The organism is Eubacterium ramulus (genome assembly GCF_045002895.1).
GTDB classification, from domain to species: Bacteria; Bacillota; Clostridia; order Lachnospirales; family Lachnospiraceae; genus Eubacterium_I; species Eubacterium_I ramulus.
Genome location: NZ_CP173382.1, coordinates 533,386 through 551,408 on the forward strand (window position 1 = coordinate 533,386; position 18,023 = coordinate 551,408).

Genomic DNA, 18,023 nt, shown 5'->3' on the forward strand with positions numbered 1-18,023 from the left:
GAAACAGCAAGGAGGATTTTATATTTTATGAAAAGAAAAAAGATTTCAGCAAAAGTATGGGCTTCTATCATGGCAGCAGCTATGGTAATGAGCACCTGCCCGACAGCAGCATTTGCAGTAACTGCTGATAAAGTGGCAGCAGATGGAACCTATACAGCTACCAGACATGTTTACAGAACCATCGAGGATACAGACGATGAGTGGAATGAGTATGATGTGGATGTCACGGTATCTGTAAAGGATGGAAAAATCTCTGATATTACAGCCACACCGAAAAATGGCTACGTGGAAGCTGACAACAGCAGTTATTTCAGCAAAGCTTACAGTAAGAAAAACGGAATCAAGACATTACTGACAGGAAAGGATGCTACGGAAGATACCATTAACGGATGGTCTACGGTATCCGGAGCTACCCGTACTTCCAAAGCCATCAAAGAGGCAGCACTGGAAGCAATCCAGGGTGCCCCGGAAGCATCAACCGCGCAGGAAGCGTATGTGCTGATGAACATTCCATATGCTGATTTTTATGCAGCAGAAGGAGATGCAGATGTAGATGCTGTTTCTTCTGCAACAAAAATGAAGACAAGAGCATCGCTTGCAGCAGGTTCTTATCATGTAAACAGTGATGGAACGGATATCAGTGGAATTACTTTTCCGGTAAAAGTCAGTGATCTTGCTGCTTTGACCGGGAAATATACACAGATTACAGATGAGAGTAAAGTAGATATTACAACCAGCATCAAAGGAAAAGAATCTACGACTACTTACAGTGGAAAAGATGCTTTGTTTGAAAGTGGAAATTATTCCTACTATGTATTATCTGAGGCACCATCCTACTATAAAGAGCTGACGGTGAATGAAGACGGTTCTTTCAGTTTTGGAACGGTAAAAGGAACAGAAGCAACAACACTGACGGATGTGACAGGCAGTTTTTCTACTTCTTCCAAATATGGTGATTATCAGTTGAATCTGGATGGACTTCCGGATACGATCAACACCGTCTATGGAGTCACAATCAGTACAAAAGAAGGTGACAGTTACGGATTACGTCATGTGGAAAATATCTGGAAAAAAACAAAACTTGCATGGAGTACTGGATTTGTGACGGAGGCTCACGGAAGTAAGCTTTCTTATGCAGATTATGTATCAATGATGGGACAGACGATCAACAAAGTGACTTATTATACCGATGCGGGTGTTTATGAAATTCCGATGAACCAGTATGTTCCGGTGAAGTTTACAAATACGATAGCTGTTGAAAATGCATCTGCAGATGCAGGAAAGACAACAGTTACTATTACCGGTTTTCCAAAAGATTATGATGCTCAGTATACCGTAGAAGGTTTAAAAAATGTAGAGGTTAAAAATGGAACATTAACATTTGATAAGGATTCAGCTGCTCCGGGACAGTATACGTTGCGTGTTGCAGATAAAAATGCTAAATATGTGGAACTATCTGCAAGCTTTGAACTGACAACAGGTAAAACAGTGGTCGCATATGATAATGCAAGTGACAGTCTGGTGGCAGCAGAGGGAGCTTCCGCAGATGAAGTAACGTCTTACATTAAAAATATAAAAACAGTAACTGTTAACGGAAAAGCATACAATGCCTCCGGAAAAGGTTCTGTAAAAATTGTGAATGAAGACGGAACGTTGAATGAGGAGGCAGCTCCATTTAAAGACGCAAAAGCAGGAGACGAATTTGAAATTTCTGTAAAGGCAACCGGATATGCAAATGATTTCTCATTTACCTATGTAGCACCTGAATATACTTATGTCTACGCATCTGTTCCTTACGCTGAGTATTATGCGAATGAAGATGTACAGAATGCGGGATCTGCAGCATCTTCCGATGTGATGGATACAAACGGAGAATATGACAAGGGTGCATTTGATACCGTAACCCGTGCAACAGCAAACCATGGTCTGCACAGAGGAAGTTTCCAGCAGGATGTTGTAATCTATGATACGGATGGAAATACTTATGAGCCGATTTCCTGGACGGATGGAAATACTGCCATTTTATCAAATGGAAAAACACTGGTAAAAGCATCTGACAGAGCAACAGGAATCACGACTTTAACAGTCGATGGAAAAACAAGTACATATGACCATTATGTGATCAAAGGAATCAAATATGTTCCGGTAAAAGTGAAATCAAAAAATCTGGAAGCATTTAAGGCAGCATATAGTGTAACAGAAAACGGAGAGACACTGTCCGGTGGTTATTCTGAGAATAATCTGAAGAGTTATACAGCGGTTGCAGATGTAAACAAAAATACAAATGGTCTGAAGAAAGTTTCTCTGAATGCTGATGGTACATTCAGTTTCAGTGCGGCACAGACAGGTACGGCATCCGGATTAAAAGATACCGAACTGAAAACAGCAGATGTTGCAAATATGGGTGTTGAAGTAGTGGACAGCAGTAAGTTTGGCGATTTCCTGCGTGTGGATCTGAAAAAGAACTATGGCGATCTTGGTTCCGCAATGCAATCCGTAGAGTGGACTTATTATGGAAGCGGTGATACAGCACTTGCAACTTACGGAACAAAATTTGCAGCAGATAACTGGATGCACAAATCTATGGGAATCCAGCTGGGGCTGACAGATTCCCTGAGATGCCAGCTTCCGCAGGGAACAGATGGAACCGGAAAATGGGTACTTACGATCCATGCACTTGGTTATACAGATACAAAAGTAGAAGTCAATGTGACAGCAGATGATATCCATATTGCAACACCGGTCAGCGATACAAGCAAACTGGAGGCAGCGATCAAAGCAGCGGAAGCACTGAATAAAGAGGATTATACAGAAGCGTCCTGGAGCAATCTGGAAGCTGAATTAGCAGAGGCAAAAAAAGATCTGGCAACCGTTCCGACAGGAAAAACCAGTCAGGAGAGTATTGATGAGTCAACGGCACATCTGAACGCTGCCATTGCAGAACTGGAGAAAGTAAATAAATTCACGGGTCTTGCAAATGAGGCAGCAGCTGACGGTAACTGGTATTATTACACAGACGGTGATGTAGACGAAGAGATGACAGGGCTTGCAGCAAACGCAAACGGCTGGTTCTATGTAAAAGACGGTAAAGTAGATTTCTCTTACACAGGTCTTGTACAGAACGAATCCGGCTGGTGGTATGTACAGAACGGTGCAATCAGTTTTGCAGCAACAGGCCTTGTATATGACAGTAACTATGGCTGGTGGTATGTAAACGGAAGTGCCATCGACTTTGGTTACACAGGCCTTGTATACGATAGCAACTACGGCTGGTGGTATGTAACAGGCGGAGCCGTAAACTTTGGTTACACAGGCCTTGTATACGACAGCACTTATGGCTGGTGGTATGTAACAGGCGGAGCCGTAAACTTCGGTTACACAGGTCTTGTATACGACAGCATTTATGGCTGGTGGTATGTAGAAGGTGGTGCGGTCAACTTTGGTTACAACAGCCTTGTTCCGTACGGCGGAAGCTGGTGGAAGGTAACCGGCGGTATGGTAGATTTTGGTTTCACCGGCATTGTAAATTACTATGGCACAAATTATCGCGTTGTAAACGGACAGGTGCAATTTTAAATTCTGAAGTGAAAGGGGAAGTATAAAACTGTATCTGCTACAATAACAGTCAGAAAACTGGCAGATTAAAAAAATAAAATAGAATCTATTAAAAAATAGAATAATTATAAAAAATCGCTCCATACTAACAGCAAAATAAGAAGGAGGAAATTTGCATGTGTTGTAAATTGATGAAAAAGTGTTGCTGTATAGTAGTGATCGCAATGATCACGGGAGCGGTTTTTTATTTTTTATGCGGATTAAAAGGCGAAGCTATACAGGAGAACGGGTATCTGGGGCAAAAACTTCGATCTAAAAGAGAAAAAGTTAAGCATGCCTGTGAATGCATGAAAGCGCAGGGAGGAGATATTGCAAGGGAAGTGAAATTTGCGGCAGAGTATTCCGCAGATGAGATGAAGGACAGCTGGAAACATGCGGGTGAAGCAGTGCGTAATGCTGCCAGTGAGATTAAAGCAGATATGTCTGAGATGAAAGAATCTGCACAGGCAGTATTTAAAGAGGATGAAGAAACTTCGGAAGAAAAGGAATCTGTATGAGTGCGGCAGGACAGATTTTATATCTGAAAATAGAACAGAACTGTATTGTATACAAGCGGAGTGTAACGCTGCAGGATATCGCATCGGTGGAATGTACCGATGTGGGGATCCTCCGTCAGGTGTTGCAGGAACAGGTATATTATTTTTCCGGGAATGAGAAAAGCAGCTTGGTACAGGTTTTTTCGGTCTTAGATGTCATCCGGAAAATTCATGAAAAATATCCGATGTTGGAGGTTGAAAACATTGGAGAACCGGATTTTGTGATTCGTTATGTGCCGGATCCGGAGAAAAAATCCGTGCAATATTTAAAGACAGCGTTGGTCTGCGTGATTCTGTTTTTCGGTTCCGCATTTACCATCATGACATTTATCGAGGATGTTTCTGTCAATAAAGTATTTAATGCTCTGTATACAAGAGTCACCGGACAGGTATCCAACGGAGCGGGAGTACTGGAAATCTGCTTTTGTATCGGTCTTGCCATCGGTATCATGGTTTTCTACAATCATGTCGGAACGAAGAAGATCACAGATGATCCGACACCGATCCAGGTGGCAATGCGCAAATACGAGCAGGATGTGGATACCACTTATATCGAGACCAGCAGCCGGAAAGGGAAAAGTAAGAAAGTGTGAATGCATTCCTGAATAAAGAAGGCAGAAAAAGAATGTGATATAAGATTGTTTGCATCGGAAAGAAAGGAGGTCGGTAAGATGGTCACTTATCAGCTTCTGCTTGGCGCATTGGGATTGTTGTGTGGCATTGGTGTGGCAGCTGGAGTCTTTGCCCTGGTGGCAAGTCTTGGCATGGTGCCACGTATGGCGGGAAAAACCAGTGTGGCGGCCTATGTGCCTGCACTGGAAAACGGACTGATTGCCGGAGGAATCTTTGGCTGTGTGCTGGCTGTTTTCCCGGAGCTTCCATTTCCGGTTGGAACATGGTTCCTGGGGGTGTATGGACTGGCCTCCGGCGTATTTTCAGGTTGTCTGTCCGTTGCCCTGGCGGAAGTGCTCAACGTATTTCCGGTGCTGTTTCGCAGAATGGGAATCAAAACCGGTCTTGAGATACTGATTACTTTCTTTGCATTTGGAAAGGTTGCAGGCGGACTGGTTTATTTTTTCTGTGTTGCCAGATAAACGCTCCGCGAAGGTGCACCAAGTCACACGTGCGTTCGACTTGAGTGAAAAAGTTTGAGCAGAAAGGATGGAAAAGAAGATGGGACAAAAGAATGGACAGGAAAAACGGCAGAAGACGAAGGCGGAATATAAGAATATTTCCCGGGAGGAACTGATGCAGGAAATTTCCGGACAGGAGAATGCCAGAACCGAGGAAGAAAAAGAGGCACGGAAAAATGCCTATCATGCTTATGTCAGCCAGGTGACGCCGTCTTACAGTCTGACGCTGAATATGCTGAAAGCATTCCTCGTGGGCGGCATCATTTGCTGCATCGGCCAGGGCATTATGAATTTTGCCATGAGCCGGGGACTGGATCAGATGAACGCCGGGAAATGGACCAGTGTGATCCTGGTGCTGATCAGTGTAATCCTTACCGGGCTGAATATCTATCCTACGATTGCAAAATTCGGTGGTGCGGGCGCACTGGTTCCTATCACGGGATTTGCAAATGGTGTGGCAGCACCGGCGATAGAGTTTAAAAAAGAGGGGCAGGTCTTTGGTATCGGCAGTCAGATTTTTTCCATCGGTGGTCCGGTCATTTTATATGGTATTTTTACCAGCTGGCTGTTGGGACTGGTGTATTGGATCTGGAAACTGGCATCGTAAAATTGTGCTGGATTTTCTCTCAGAAATATACTATTATGCTAAAGGGGTAATCATTAATAGAAATGTGGGGGAAATAATGTGGAAAGCAATTTTTTTGGGACAGAAAAAATAGCAAAGATATTAATGAAAATGGCACCGCCTGTGATGCTGGCTCAGCTGATACAGGCGTTATATAATGTGGTGGACAGTTTCTTTGTCGGCCGTTACTCTGAGAGTGGTCTGACGGCACTCTCAATTATTTATCCGATCCAGCTGCTGATGATCGCCCTGGCAGTTGGAACCGGTGTGGGCATTAACACCGAGATGGCGTATAATCTGGGAATCGGCAAAAAGAAACGCTCGGATGATACGGCAGGAATCGGTACACCGCTGGCACTTGTGATGTGGGTTCTTTTTGCAGGGGTCTGCTTTTTCCTGATGCCGGCATATGCGAGGATGAATACGTCTTCAGAGGAAGTCATTGCGATGGTAGTCAGCTACGGAAGAATCGTTTGCGTGCTCAGCATCGGACTGTTTTTAGAGAGCGTATGGACAAAAGTGCATCAGGCAGAGGGAAATATGAGGGTGCCCATGATCGCACAAATTGTAGGTGCAGTGGTGAATATCGTATTGGATCCATTCCTGATCTTCGGATTATGCGGTCTGCCGAAAATGGGAATCGCAGGAGCTGCTACAGCTACCGTGGTGGGGCAGATCGCAGCGGCTGTGATCGTTATGAAAGGAGGATGTCGGAAAATACCGAAGTTAGTGGTATTTCCACATCAGATCAAACGGATTTATAAACTCGGTATTCCAAACATCCTGATGCAGTCGGCGTATACGTTTTACATATTTGGGCTGAATCTGCTCCTTGCAACTTTCTCAGATCAGGCAGTTACGGTATTGGGATTGTATTATAAATGGCAGGCATTTTTCTTTATTCCGCTTGGTGCGATGCAGACTTGTATCGTACCGGTGGTGAGTTACAATTTCGCCGCCGGAAAATATGAGCGTTGCAAAAAGACACTGAAGGTGGCCATTGGATTCGGTGTCGCCCTGATGATGATCGGTGTTGTCTTATTTGAAACAATTCCGGGACAGATGCTTCATGTGTTTTCACATGACCCGGAAGTTATCCGGATCGGAGTCGTGGCTTTCCGGTTTATCGGAATCAGCTTTGTGCCATTGGTAAGTTCACTGACATTTCCGGTATTTTTCCAGGCACTGGGGCATGCGGCGACAAGCTCAATCCTGACGATTATCCGGACCGTATTTTTATTTATTCCACTGGCTTATCTGTTTTCGAGATTCGGACTGAACTGGTTCTGGCTGACATTTCCGGTGACGGATTCCATCACGACATTGGCAGGATACCTGTTTTACCGGAAGTTCAACAAAAGCATGCCATCAGCTGCTGTGGAAGCGTGATGAAGTGGCAGAAAAATGGTTATGGGCTTTTGGTATTATGGAATAAAGGATGAGAGAAGAACTGGGAGCGTAATCGTATGGCAAAAAGGATTGGAATTATATCAGATACGCATAACCTTCTGCGGCCGGAGGTACTGGAAATCCTGAAAGGCTGTGACTGTATCCTGCATGCTGGGGATGTGACGAAGGAATCTCTGCTGGATCAGATTCGTTTTCTGGGCAATCTGTATGTGGTGCGTGGAAACAATGATGGAGACTGGGCTAGAGGAATCGCAAAAGTTTTGACATTTCAGATCGAGGGCGTTTCTTTCGTAATGGCGCATGAATGGCGGCATCTGATCGGACAGACGGAAGGAACGAATGTGGCGGTATTTGGTCATACTCATAAATATTTTGCGGAACAAGCGGGACACCTGCTCTGGCTGAATCCCGGAAGTTGCGGATATCCCCGGTTTGGCGGTGCTGTCACCATGGTGGTGATGGAAGTGGACGGGGCGGAATATTATGTTGAGAAAATTGACTTTTCCAGTGGAAAATGATAGGATTTGAATGCAGAATAAGCATTCCACCGCTTCAAGTGTGTAGAGCGCTAAGCAGTGGGTAAGGGGGATGCTTATGTCAGTGGGAGTTAAAAACGCCCACTGACGGGTCGCTAAGCGACTGCGTTCATGAGCAAGTAGCGAAAGCGGATTGCGAATGTCCGCTTTACATAAATGAAGAAAGAAGGAAACAGAGTATGATAAACCCGGCAGCAGCTATGAAAGTAATGAAAGCAAAAAATCAGTTTGTGAGCAACCATCCGAAATTTGCGGCATTTTTCAGAAATGTCTTAACCGGTGGGGTACAGGAAGGCACTGTGATTGAGATTACTGTCACGAGACCGGGAGAGGAGCCGATGACGACAAATATGCGTGTACAGCAGTCAGATATTGAGCTGTTCCAGAACCTGAAAGATCTGAATGGCTGATCGACAGAAAACTTACAGGATTTCTACGAGTTATTTTTTTCCGGATTATAGACGGGGAGAACTGGTTATAAGATATTGTACGAGGATGTGACGGTATGTATTCAATGGTGATACTGGATGATGAAAAAATCGTATTACAGGGAATCCAGAAGCTTTGTCAGAAGGAAGATTTTGGATTTGTGATCAAGGGAGCCTTTGTGGACTCTCTGAAAGCGTTGGATGCATTGCCGGGTCTGCGTCCGCATCTAATCATTACCGATGTGCGGATGCCTCAGATGGATGGTCTGGAATTTGCAAGAAGGGCCAAGGAAATCCTGCCGGAGAGTGAGATTGTGATTTTGTCCGGGTATCGCGATTTTTCCTATGCGCAGACTGCCATGCAGATCGGAGTCAGTGATTATCTGTTAAAACCTATCAAAAAGACGGATTTTGGTGATATGCTGCACCGGATGTATGAACGTCTGGAGGCAAAAATCGGACAGGCAGCCTATTATCAGGTGCTGGATGGATATGCCAGAGGACTTGTGGGAGAAGAGGAAGTGAAACATGCCGTTTCTTCCGTACAGCCGGCCAATGTGGCGCAGCGCCCCGGTGTACTGGCGAAGGAAGGCGAGCAGTCGCCCACGAAGATCGTGCGGGATGCCCTGTACTACATCCGCAGACATTACAATGAGAACATTTCCCTGACGGACGTTGCGGAGCATATCAATGTGAATAAAAGTTATCTGTGCGATGTGTTCAAGAAAGAGCAGAAAGTGACGATTCTTCAGTATATGACAAATCTGCGTATTGAGAAAGCAAAAGAACTGCTGCTACATACAGATATGAAGATGTATGAGATTTCCGTGGAAGTCGGTTACAACGACTACACTTATTTTTCACAGATCTTCAAGCGGAATACAGGGGAAACCCTTTCGGAATTCCGCAAAAAGGCAGGAAGTAAGAAATAAACTGAAAAGATTATATACATAAAAAGCACCCACAGGAGGGGAAACTCAGAAAATGAGCAATGCTCCGTGTGAGTGCTTCTTTTATTGCAAATCCTCTGTCTTTTCTGATGGATCATGTTCAAGAACCGGAAGCGTCAGATCACACCAGGTACGGTTGTTTCGTATCTCGTAGGAAAGACCATAGGAAATTCCACAGAGGATTTGTATGCGGCGCTGTATATTTTGCACACCGTAGCTTTTCTGGTCAAAATCCAGCAGTTCCTGTCTGGAAGCATCAAAATCCAGCAACTTTTTCATCTGTTCCAGAGAGATGCGGGTGCCGTCATTTCCAATCCGGATATGCAGTGTATGTTCCCGGATAAAAATCTCAAGATCAATGGCGAATGGATCATCCGGGGAGATCATACCGTGTTTGATGGCATTTTCCACCAGCGGCTGCAGGGTAAAACGGGGAATGTAGAGTTCTGCGACTGTATCCGGAATCGTGATCGATACGCTCAGACAGTCTTCGTAGCGGAACTGCTGTAATACCAGGTAACTCCGTACATATTCCATTTCCTGCGCCACCCGGATGTAGGAACTGTGGCTTTTTGTCAGGCTGAGCCGGAACATATCTGACAGAGCGGTGACCATTTCACTGATTTCATCTTCGTCATTGGCGATGGCCAGCCAGTTGATAGAGTCGAGCGTATTGTATAGAAAATGTGGATTGATCTGGCTTTGCAGCAGGGCAAGTTCCGCATCCTTTTTTTCCAGATTTTTTACAAAATTTTCCCGGATCAGAGTATCCATTCGGTTGACCATTTGCTGGTAGGAACGATAGATCTGAATGATTTCGTCCGGCTGTCCTTCAAAGGAGAAATCTTCCGGATCCGCTGGTTGTATATTTGAAAAGGATACAGAAGAACGATCCGGAGCATTCACAGCCACCGTATTTGTGGTGTCAGATGTCAAACCAGTATCATCATCAGCATCTTTATCCAAAACCGGAGTCCGTCCGGGAAAGACCATTGGTTTCATATCGCTGCGGTAGTGATCCATAGTATGTGCCAGATGGATGATAGGATCTGACAGGGAGGAGGCTGTCCGCCGGGACAGGAAAAACAGGATCGCTACCATGGCTGCGCCCAGTAAGATCGCCTGCAGGACAAAAATTGTCAGCGGTTCCGAAACTTCCCGGAATGGAGTGGCGGTATATAGATACCATCCGTTTTCTGTAACCGGCCGGATGTTCAGGACAAAACGTTTGCCATGAGAGGACAGAATCGAGCCTTTTTCCTGCGGAGAAAAATCTTCTAATAAATAAGAATAATCAGCAGAAGAATTATTTTGCAGGATGGCGGTTCCATTCTTGTTTACCAGCCAGATATTTGTCGTGTGACCGAAGTCAAATTCTCCCATTAGGTCTTGTAAAAAAGTATCATCCAGATACAGCATAAGGTAACCAAGCAGGGTCGTGTAGTCCGACATACTGTATACGGGACGTGCCATCATAATATGTTGTTGACTGCCCGGAGTGGTATGAGAGGAAGCTGATTCCGATACTGCCAAATCTGCAGAATCCGAGCTGGAAGTATAGGCAGATAAAGGTGTGTAATCCGGATCCACATACCACAGATATGGCTTATGGCTGTTTTGTAACTGCGCGAGCCATGTGGAATGAAAAATTGTATCATAGTCGGAAATATTGGTAAATGCTTTTTCTGTGGAGTATAACGTCTGGTTGTTACCGGTCAGGATCACACAGTTGATATAATCCCGGTTGGCGATAAAACCGTTAATGTGGTAGGCAACGTCCGTATTTTGTGGAAACTGCTCGCCGGCGGTACTGCTGGCAAGAATCTGCTGGATTTCGCTGTTGAAGATCATATCCTGGGATAAGATCTGTGTATTATCGACAATATGTGCTATGTCGCTGCGGACTTTTTCCGTAGCGGCTGCCTGGGAATTAATGACGGTTTGGCGGTAGTTCAGAGTCAGCATAACAATGGAAACGGTACAGACGATGGCAGTGACCGGAGCGGCGATCCGGAAAATGGACAGCAGCAGCCGGTGTCGGAAACTCTGATTATCTCGTTTATGTATGTTTAGTGATTTTTTTTTCATAAAGTTACCTCAAGTTATAGATGGAAAGTCATATTTTTTCAATATGATTGACGCTTACACCATAGTATTTTAACAGAAAAATGTAATAAGACAAAGAAAATCTATATTTCCCAAATATAGTCAATAAAAAACGAAATTTTCTTTATATTTTTAAACGGCGTTTCCGATACAATAAAGGAGGTTTGAAGAGCACGAAGGAGTTAGGGTTTTTCGTGCAGAAAAAGTATTTATTATTGGGAGGAAAATTGAAACATGAAGAAAAAAGACAAGCAAAATTCAGTGGTTGCGTTTGGCGTACATGGTTGGTTCCATATTATTTACATGATGCTGATGTTCTGGTTTTATGTAGGAATGATCAACGACGGAAGTAACAATATTGCAGGAAAAATTGCAGAACATATGCTGGGAAGTGCAAAAATGGCAGGAACGATCTCCACTTGTAATTCCATAGCCGGAATCATAGGTGTGGCACTGTTTATCGTAATCGGTATCTTAAACCGCAAAATCGGTTCCAGATATATGTCCGGTATTAACTGCATCATCGCCGGCATCACATATATCGGTGTACTGAATGCCCCAAACCCTGTTGTTTATACCATTATGATGGCAGTTACCTGCGGAACCATCATGTCAGCAGGTTATCTGTGCGGCGGTGTGCTGGTTGCAAACTGGTTTCCTAAGAAAAAAGGAATCGTTATGGGATATACAACTATGGGACACAATCTTGCAACAGCAATCTATGTACCGCTGATCCTGTTCCTGGTTGGAAGATTCGGAGTAACCCGTGCATGTTATCCGATTTCTATCGGATGTATCATTCTTGGTATTGTCGGAATTTTATTTGTCCGTGATACTCCGTTTGAGCGTGGCTATTATCCGGACCATGTATCCAAAGAAGTATATGATGAATTTTATGATACTTCTGATGGGGCAGACAGTGATAAAAATGGCGGCTGGACAATTGGAAAATTGTTAAAATGTGATCAGGTATGGATTGTTGCACTGGTAACCGGTGTATTCCAGATCTGCTCCGTAGGAACCATGTCACAGATGATCAACCGTACGACAAACGGATTTGGATTCTCTATTACCGTAGCTGCAAGTATTATGTCTGCATGTGCCATCGTAGGTGTTGTCGGATCTTTTCTGATTGGTGTTCTGGATCAGAAACTTGGAACAAAGAAAGCAATGATCGTATTTGGATGCTGGTATGCATGTGCATTATTATTCAACTTCACAGATACGATGGCAGGCTTCTGGATCTCTATCGTTATGATCGGTATCGGTATCGGCGGAAGTGCAAACTTCACCACTTCTCTTCCGGCATCTGTATTCGGAAGAAAAGGATTTGATAAAGTAAATTCGGTACTGTTCCCAATCCAGGGTATCATTACAGCACTGACCTTTGCCATCAACGGCGCAGTTATGAATATGACAGGTGGAAACATCCGTTACGCATATGCCATTGATGCATGTCTGGCTCTGATCAATGTGATTGTGATCATCGCATTTGTAAAAGATCACAAATACAATGCAGACTGGATTGCAGAACAGGAAGCAAAAGGCAGCGAAGAAGCAGAGACTTTTGCAAAAACAATCTGATGTTATCTATAAAAAAGTGAAGCAAATAAGTGAAACAGGACCCCAGGCAATGTATGTTGTCTGGGGTTTTTTACATTGAAGCTTCGAATACGAATCGGAACTTGACGAAGCAGGGCTTTCATGTGAAAATAAAGCACAGAAAGATACAATCACCGGTATGAGATATCGTATGCCGACCGGAACATGGTGGGATTTGTCAGATGGTATTGTGAGCACGGATAAAGTAAAGAAGAAAAAAGGAAACAGGATGAAAAAATACATAGTAAAAAAGAAAAATGGTATCATGGGAAGGCTGCTTACAGCTCTGCTGTTGGTAATTTTGCTTGGAACAGTTCTGCTGTGCAGCGGATGCAAAACTGCAGTGCAGCCAAAAACGTCAGAAGCTACGAATGTTCAGACAGATTCCGGAGAAAAGGTATCCCTGTCGGTCTGGGCTTTTTTTGATGAAAATACACCGGGAACCTATTATGTAGATTTGTGGGAAGAACTGGCGGAGGAATATGGTTATGACATTGAATTGAAGACGTATTCCACAGAACAGATTAAAGACAAGCTGAAGATTGCACTGGTATGCGATGAATTGCCGGATGTTTTTGCCGTCTGGGGAGGAAATTATCCAAATTTTCTGTTTGATGCGAATGCCTGTCTGCCGGTGGAAAAATATCTGGAAGCATCGGAGACAAAGTTTGCAGATAATTATGTGCTGCCTTATCAAGATGGACACAATTATATCATCCCGTGTCTGGTGGAGGCATATGCCGTTACCTACTGTAACCAGAATCTCATGCAGGAGATGGGACTTACGGTGCCACATACATGGGAAGAACTGGTGGCACTGGTGCAGCAGGTCAATATTTATAATGAAGCACATGGGACAGAATATGCAGCTATAGAACTGGGGGACAAGGACAGCTGGCTGGGAGAATTGCTCTATACGGTGATCGTAAACCGCATTGATCCTTATGCACAGGAAAAACTGGCTTTCGGGGAAATGGATTTTTCCGCTCCGGTGTTTACTCAGGCAGCAGAAAAACTGATGCAGCTAAAAGAGATGAATGCTTTCCCTGAAAAATTTCTGGAAATCGGAGAAGTAGAAGCAGTGCAGAATTTTGCAGATGGGAAAGCTGTGCTTTTTCCACATCAGTCAACCATTGTTTATCATTTGCTGGATGAGATGGGGGCAGATGCGCTCAGTATGGAACAGTTTCCAAGCTGCAATGCGGCCTATGATGATTCCTATGCACAATATATGGTAGATATCAATCATACCCTGACCCCGGGGCTTTGTATCAGTTCGAATACAAACTATCCGGATGAGGCAGCACAGCTATGCCTGGAATTTGCAAAACGGGTAAATGAGCGCAATGTGACACAGTATGATTATGTGGATTTTGTAAATGACAGCGGTCTTGAGGCACCGTCAGAGGAAGCACTGGCTGTACGGCAGTTTCATGAGCAGCTGGATCAGGCAGTTCACTACACACCTTTGTGGTATGCCGTGTTGGAGAAGGAGGATGGTGATAACTGGCGGAATCTGACCAGAAAGCTGCTGGGCGGAGCAGTGAACCAGGAAGAATTTGTGCAGGATGCGGCACAGTATCTGAATTTTACCGCACAGTGAAAGGTGAACATGTGGCAAAAAAAAGTGTGTTGGAAAAAAATGTGTATGTTCCCATATTGTGTCAGGAAAAATTAACACAAACTTAAAGGTTTTTTTCTGAAATCTGTGCTATGATAATCAGCGGGCGCATGAAAGCCCGTTTGATGCATATAGATAAAAGGAGATACTAAGGGAAATTCAAAATGGATAAAATAAAGGAGATTATTGACAGAGTTTTTAAAAGTGAACAGGAAAAACGCCTGATGGGTGCAGCGGTGCTGGTGCTGATTGGGCTTTGTATTTTTATAATGGCCATCAGCCCACTGGTTGGTGCCAGTCCGATCATCACATTGAACGGCGAGGAAGAAATGCTGGTGGAATGTGGCAGTGAATTTGTGGATCCGGGTGTAAAGGCTACCGCAAAAGATGAGGATATCAGTGACCTGGTGATGACCACCGGCAATGTGGATACATCAAAGCTTGGTACTTATCATGTGGAGTATCAGCTGAAATACAAGAAACGAAAAGTATCCAAAGAGCGTATCGTTAAGGTGATCGATCATGCAGCTCCGGTGATCGCGTTAAACGGAGATGCCACAGTAATTGTAGGCAGCTTTGAAGAATATCAGGAAGCAGGAGCTACGGCACAGGATGGCTGTGACGGTGATGTGTCAAAGGATATCAAGATCACAAAAGAAAAAGTAAATGATTATACCATGCAGGTGCATTATGAGGTGACAGACAGCCATGGTAATACCGGCTCAATGGATCGTCAGATCATTTTGAAGGATACGTCAGCACCGGAGATTACTTTAAATGGTGAATCTTCCGTGACAGTCAAAGAACTGGAAAAATATGAGGATGCAGGTGCAACAGCAACGGATGACCGGGATGGTGATATTACGGCCAATCTGGTGAAAAGCGGTTATGTGGATGTCTACCGGCCGGGCACCTATACTGTGACCTATACGGCAACAGACTCCAGCGGAAATGTATCACAGGCTACACGGACTGTGAAGGTAGAGGAGGTGGAGACCAATCCGGGAGATTCCATTTATCTGACCTTTGATGACGGTCCGAGTTCTGATGTGACAGTCCGAGTTTTGGATACACTGAAGGCAAATGGCATTAAAGCAACCTTTTTTATCTGCGATTATGATGAAGATAAACTTCCAATCATCAAAAGAATGATCGATGAGGGACACACGATCGGTATTCATGGTTATTCCCATGATTACAGTCAGATTTATACTTCCAATGATGCTTTTATGGAGAACATCAACAAGTTGAAGAATAAGTTGAAGGAAGATACCGGGTATGATGCTTATGTGATCCGTTTTCCGGGTGGAAGTTCCAATACAGTCAGTGAGAAGTATTGTGTGGGTGTAATGTCCCAGCTGGTACAGACCGTTACAGACAGTGGCCTGATGTATATGGACTGGAATGTATCTTCCGGTGATGCGGAAGGAAATAACCGTCCGGTTAATCTGATCATTAAAAATGTTACCGGTGGATTCAAGCATAATCGTAATAATGTGGTGCTGATGCATGATACTTCCGCAAAACAGACATCTGCAGACGCATTGCAGAGTATCATTACCTATGGAAAGAATAATGGATATTCTTTTTATCCGATTTCCAAAGATACGATTCCAGTGCATCATGGAGTTAATAATTAACAGATTATGAAGAATTCTTGCATTACAGTGATGTGAAAAAGAAATGTGGGAGAAACATAAGAAATTATGAAAAAATTGCTTTGTTATTTAAAAGAATATAAGAAAGAATCGGTACTGGGACCACTGTTCAAACTACTGGAGGCTACGTTGGAATTATTTGTGCCTCTGGTAGTAGCAGCCATCATTGATACCGGTATCGGAAATCAGGATCGAGGCTATGTCGTAAAGATGTGCCTCGTTCTTGTTTTGCTCGGATTGATCGGCCTGGCATTTTCTGTCACGGCACAGTATTTTGCCGCAAAGGCAGCCGTGGGATTTGTGACAACGATCCGTCATGTACTGTTTGGACATATCCAGAAACTGTCCTATGCAGAACTGGATACCCAGGGAACATCCACATTGATCACCCGTATGACGAGTGATATGAATCAGGTACAGAATGGTGTAAATCTCACCCTGCGTTTGCTGCTGCGTTCTCCGTTTGTCGTAATTGGTGCCATGGTCATGGCATTTACCATTGATGTGAAGGCGGCACTGGTGTTTGTCGTGGGAATCCCGGCACTGGCAGTGGTTGTATTTGGCGTAATGCTTGCATGTATTCCATTGTACAGGAAGGTACAGAACCGTCTGGATAAAGTACTGGGGCTGACAAGAGAAAATCTGACCGGTGTTCGTGTCCTGCGTGCATTCTGTAAAGAAGAAGAGCAGGAAGCGGAATTTCAGAAGCAGAATCAGACACTGACAGATACACAGAAGTTTGTGGGACGTATTTCCGCTTTGCTGAATCCTTTGACATATGTGATCATCAATGTGGCAATCATTGCACTGATCTGGATCGGTGCCATACGTGTGGATATGGGGATTATTACCCAGGGGGCGGTTGTTGCACTGTACAACTATATGTCTCAGATTTTGACAGAACTGATCAAGTTGGCCAATCTGATCATCAATATTACAAAATCGGTAGCATGTGGAAACCGTATCCAGTCCGTACTGGAAGTAGAGCCTTCTGTTAAAGACGGAGCAGCGACGGTGTCTGGCGATGGTGAAGCCGGTAAGTCAGCATACAGTGTGGTATTCGAACATGCGGGAATCCGCTATCCGGATGCGGCGCAGGAAGCGGTCAGTGATATCACTCTGAATGTCCGTCCGGGAGAGACCATCGGTATCATCGGTGGAACCGGTTCCGGAAAATCTTCGATGGTAAATCTGATTCCACGTTTTTATGACTGCAGTTCCGGTGCGGTGTATGTGGATGGCAGAAATGTATGCACCTATGGTCTGACAGAGCTCAGAGACAAGATTGGTGTGGTTCCACAGAAATCGGTATTATTTGCCGGAACCATCCGCTCCAATATGCAGTGGGGCAAACCGGATGCTACGGATGAGGAAATTTTTGCGGCAATGGAGATTGCCCAGGCAAAAGATGTAGTATCAAAGAAAGAAAAAGGCCTGGATACAGAAGTAGAACAGGGTGGAAAGAATTTTTCAGGGGGACAGCGGCAGCGTCTGACCATCGCCCGAGCACTGGTAAAACAGCCGGAAATCCTGATTCTGGATGATAGTTCCTCTGCATTGGACTTTGCGACAGATGCGGCACTTCGTATGGCCATCGGATCCATGAAACATAAACCGACACTGTTTATCGTTTCCCAGCGAACTTCTGCTATTCAATATGCGGACAAGATTGTTGTCCTGGATGACGGTTCGGTGGTTGGTATCGGTACCCATGAGGAATTGATGAATACCTGCGAAGTATACAGAGAAATTTATGATTCACAGTATAAACGGACGAAATAAAGTGTTGCGAACAGGGAAGTT

At 44.3% G+C, this 18,023-nt stretch carries 14 protein-coding genes; 13 read left to right on the forward strand and 1 reads right to left on the reverse strand.

Features of this window, described 5'->3' with window-relative positions; all coding sequences use genetic code 11:
• The first annotated feature begins 27 nt into the window (after nt 1–27).
• The 9 genes from ACIRUQ_RS02465 to ACIRUQ_RS02505 all read left to right on the forward strand — a co-directional run bounded on the left by ACIRUQ_RS02465 (nt 28) and on the right by ACIRUQ_RS02505 (nt 9,215).
• The gene (locus tag ACIRUQ_RS02465; RefSeq protein WP_055290600.1) at nt 28–3,576 is read left to right on the forward strand and encodes a penicillin-binding Tp47 domain C-containing protein; all 3,549 of its coding nucleotides are present in this window, start codon (nt 28–30) and stop codon (nt 3,574–3,576) included.
• Nucleotides 3,577–3,731: 155 nt separating this feature from the next.
• Nucleotides 3,732–4,112 (forward strand): hypothetical protein, encoded by a 381-nt coding sequence (locus ACIRUQ_RS02470; RefSeq protein ID WP_055290599.1) that lies wholly within the window; start codon nt 3,732–3,734, stop codon nt 4,110–4,112.
• Complete coding sequence (locus ACIRUQ_RS02475; protein ID WP_022035853.1) at nt 4,109–4,744, forward strand: stage V sporulation protein AA; 636 nt, start codon at nt 4,109–4,111, stop codon at nt 4,742–4,744. The genes ACIRUQ_RS02470 and ACIRUQ_RS02475 overlap by 4 nt, the downstream gene beginning before the upstream one ends.
• A gap of 78 nt (nt 4,745–4,822) precedes the next feature.
• The gene (locus tag ACIRUQ_RS02480; RefSeq protein WP_055290598.1) at nt 4,823–5,245 is read left to right on the forward strand and encodes a stage V sporulation protein AB; all 423 of its coding nucleotides are present in this window, start codon (nt 4,823–4,825) and stop codon (nt 5,243–5,245) included.
• 79 nt (nt 5,246–5,324) lie between these two features.
• The gene (locus tag ACIRUQ_RS02485) at nt 5,325–5,891 is read left to right on the forward strand and encodes a SpoVA/SpoVAEb family sporulation membrane protein (protein WP_022035851.1); all 567 of its coding nucleotides are present in this window, start codon (nt 5,325–5,327) and stop codon (nt 5,889–5,891) included.
• Between the two features lie 78 nt (nt 5,892–5,969).
• Nucleotides 5,970–7,298 carry an MATE family efflux transporter gene (locus ACIRUQ_RS02490; RefSeq protein ID WP_243115857.1) on the forward strand — a complete coding sequence of 443 codons (1,329 nt, stop codon included), beginning with the start codon at nt 5,970–5,972 and terminating at the stop codon, nt 7,296–7,298.
• A 77-nt stretch (nt 7,299–7,375) separates the two neighbouring features.
• Complete coding sequence (locus tag ACIRUQ_RS02495; protein WP_022035849.1) at nt 7,376–7,837, forward strand: metallophosphoesterase; 462 nt, start codon at nt 7,376–7,378, stop codon at nt 7,835–7,837.
• A 197-nt stretch (nt 7,838–8,034) separates the two neighbouring features.
• A complete protein-coding gene (locus ACIRUQ_RS02500) occupies nt 8,035–8,265 on the forward strand; it encodes a hypothetical protein (RefSeq protein WP_172679902.1) in 231 nt (76 codons plus the stop codon).
• Nucleotides 8,266–8,360: 95 nt separating this feature from the next.
• Complete coding sequence (locus ACIRUQ_RS02505) at nt 8,361–9,215, forward strand: response regulator (RefSeq protein WP_022035847.1); 855 nt, start codon at nt 8,361–8,363, stop codon at nt 9,213–9,215.
• A gap of 81 nt (nt 9,216–9,296) precedes the next feature.
• On the opposite strand, the gene ACIRUQ_RS02510 is transcribed toward ACIRUQ_RS02505, so the two are convergent.
• A complete protein-coding gene (locus ACIRUQ_RS02510; protein WP_055290597.1) occupies nt 9,297–11,321 on the reverse strand; it encodes a sensor histidine kinase in 2,025 nt (674 codons plus the stop codon).
• Nucleotides 11,322–11,573: 252 nt separating this feature from the next.
• Here ACIRUQ_RS02510 and ACIRUQ_RS02515 point away from each other — a divergent pair, with 252 nt between their 5' ends.
• From ACIRUQ_RS02515 to ACIRUQ_RS02530, 4 genes are all read left to right on the forward strand, one after another.
• The gene (locus ACIRUQ_RS02515) at nt 11,574–12,923 is read left to right on the forward strand and encodes a nitrate/nitrite transporter (RefSeq protein ID WP_055290596.1); all 1,350 of its coding nucleotides are present in this window, start codon (nt 11,574–11,576) and stop codon (nt 12,921–12,923) included.
• A gap of 157 nt (nt 12,924–13,080) precedes the next feature.
• Complete coding sequence (locus ACIRUQ_RS02520) at nt 13,081–14,544, forward strand: ABC transporter substrate-binding protein (protein ID WP_082432846.1); 1,464 nt, start codon at nt 13,081–13,083, stop codon at nt 14,542–14,544.
• Between the two features lie 182 nt (nt 14,545–14,726).
• Nucleotides 14,727–16,202: a polysaccharide deacetylase family protein gene (locus ACIRUQ_RS02525; protein ID WP_055290594.1), complete on the forward strand. Its 1,476-nt coding sequence runs from the start codon at nt 14,727–14,729 to the stop codon at nt 16,200–16,202.
• Between the two features lie 66 nt (nt 16,203–16,268).
• The gene (locus tag ACIRUQ_RS02530; protein ID WP_022035842.1) at nt 16,269–18,002 is read left to right on the forward strand and encodes an ABC transporter ATP-binding protein; all 1,734 of its coding nucleotides are present in this window, start codon (nt 16,269–16,271) and stop codon (nt 18,000–18,002) included.
• The last annotated feature ends 21 nt before the right edge of the window (nt 18,003–18,023 follow it).

Excerpts from the sequence above, each read along its gene's own strand:
- ACIRUQ_RS02465 (WP_055290600.1), top strand. The coding sequence starts at position 28 with ATGAAAAGAAAAAAGATTTCAGCAAAAGTATGGGCTTCTATCATGGCA.
- ACIRUQ_RS02470 (WP_055290599.1), top strand. The coding sequence starts at position 3,732 with ATGTGTTGTAAATTGATGAAAAAGTGTTGCTGTATAGTAGTGATCGCA.
- ACIRUQ_RS02475 (WP_022035853.1), top strand. The coding sequence starts at position 4,109 with ATGAGTGCGGCAGGACAGATTTTATATCTGAAAATAGAACAGAACTGT.
- ACIRUQ_RS02480 (WP_055290598.1), top strand. The coding sequence starts at position 4,823 with ATGGTCACTTATCAGCTTCTGCTTGGCGCATTGGGATTGTTGTGTGGC.
- ACIRUQ_RS02485 (WP_022035851.1), top strand. The coding sequence starts at position 5,325 with ATGGGACAAAAGAATGGACAGGAAAAACGGCAGAAGACGAAGGCGGAA.
- ACIRUQ_RS02495 (WP_022035849.1), top strand. The coding sequence starts at position 7,376 with ATGGCAAAAAGGATTGGAATTATATCAGATACGCATAACCTTCTGCGG.
- ACIRUQ_RS02500 (WP_172679902.1), top strand. The coding sequence starts at position 8,035 with ATGATAAACCCGGCAGCAGCTATGAAAGTAATGAAAGCAAAAAATCAG.
- ACIRUQ_RS02505 (WP_022035847.1), top strand. The coding sequence starts at position 8,361 with ATGTATTCAATGGTGATACTGGATGATGAAAAAATCGTATTACAGGGA.
- ACIRUQ_RS02510 (WP_055290597.1), bottom strand. The coding sequence starts at position 11,321 with ATGAAAAAAAAATCACTAAACATACATAAACGAGATAATCAGAGTTTC.
- ACIRUQ_RS02515 (WP_055290596.1), top strand. The coding sequence starts at position 11,574 with ATGAAGAAAAAAGACAAGCAAAATTCAGTGGTTGCGTTTGGCGTACAT.
- ACIRUQ_RS02520 (WP_082432846.1), top strand. The coding sequence starts at position 13,081 with ATGAGATATCGTATGCCGACCGGAACATGGTGGGATTTGTCAGATGGT.
- ACIRUQ_RS02525 (WP_055290594.1), top strand. The coding sequence starts at position 14,727 with ATGGATAAAATAAAGGAGATTATTGACAGAGTTTTTAAAAGTGAACAG.
- ACIRUQ_RS02530 (WP_022035842.1), top strand. The coding sequence starts at position 16,269 with ATGAAAAAATTGCTTTGTTATTTAAAAGAATATAAGAAAGAATCGGTA.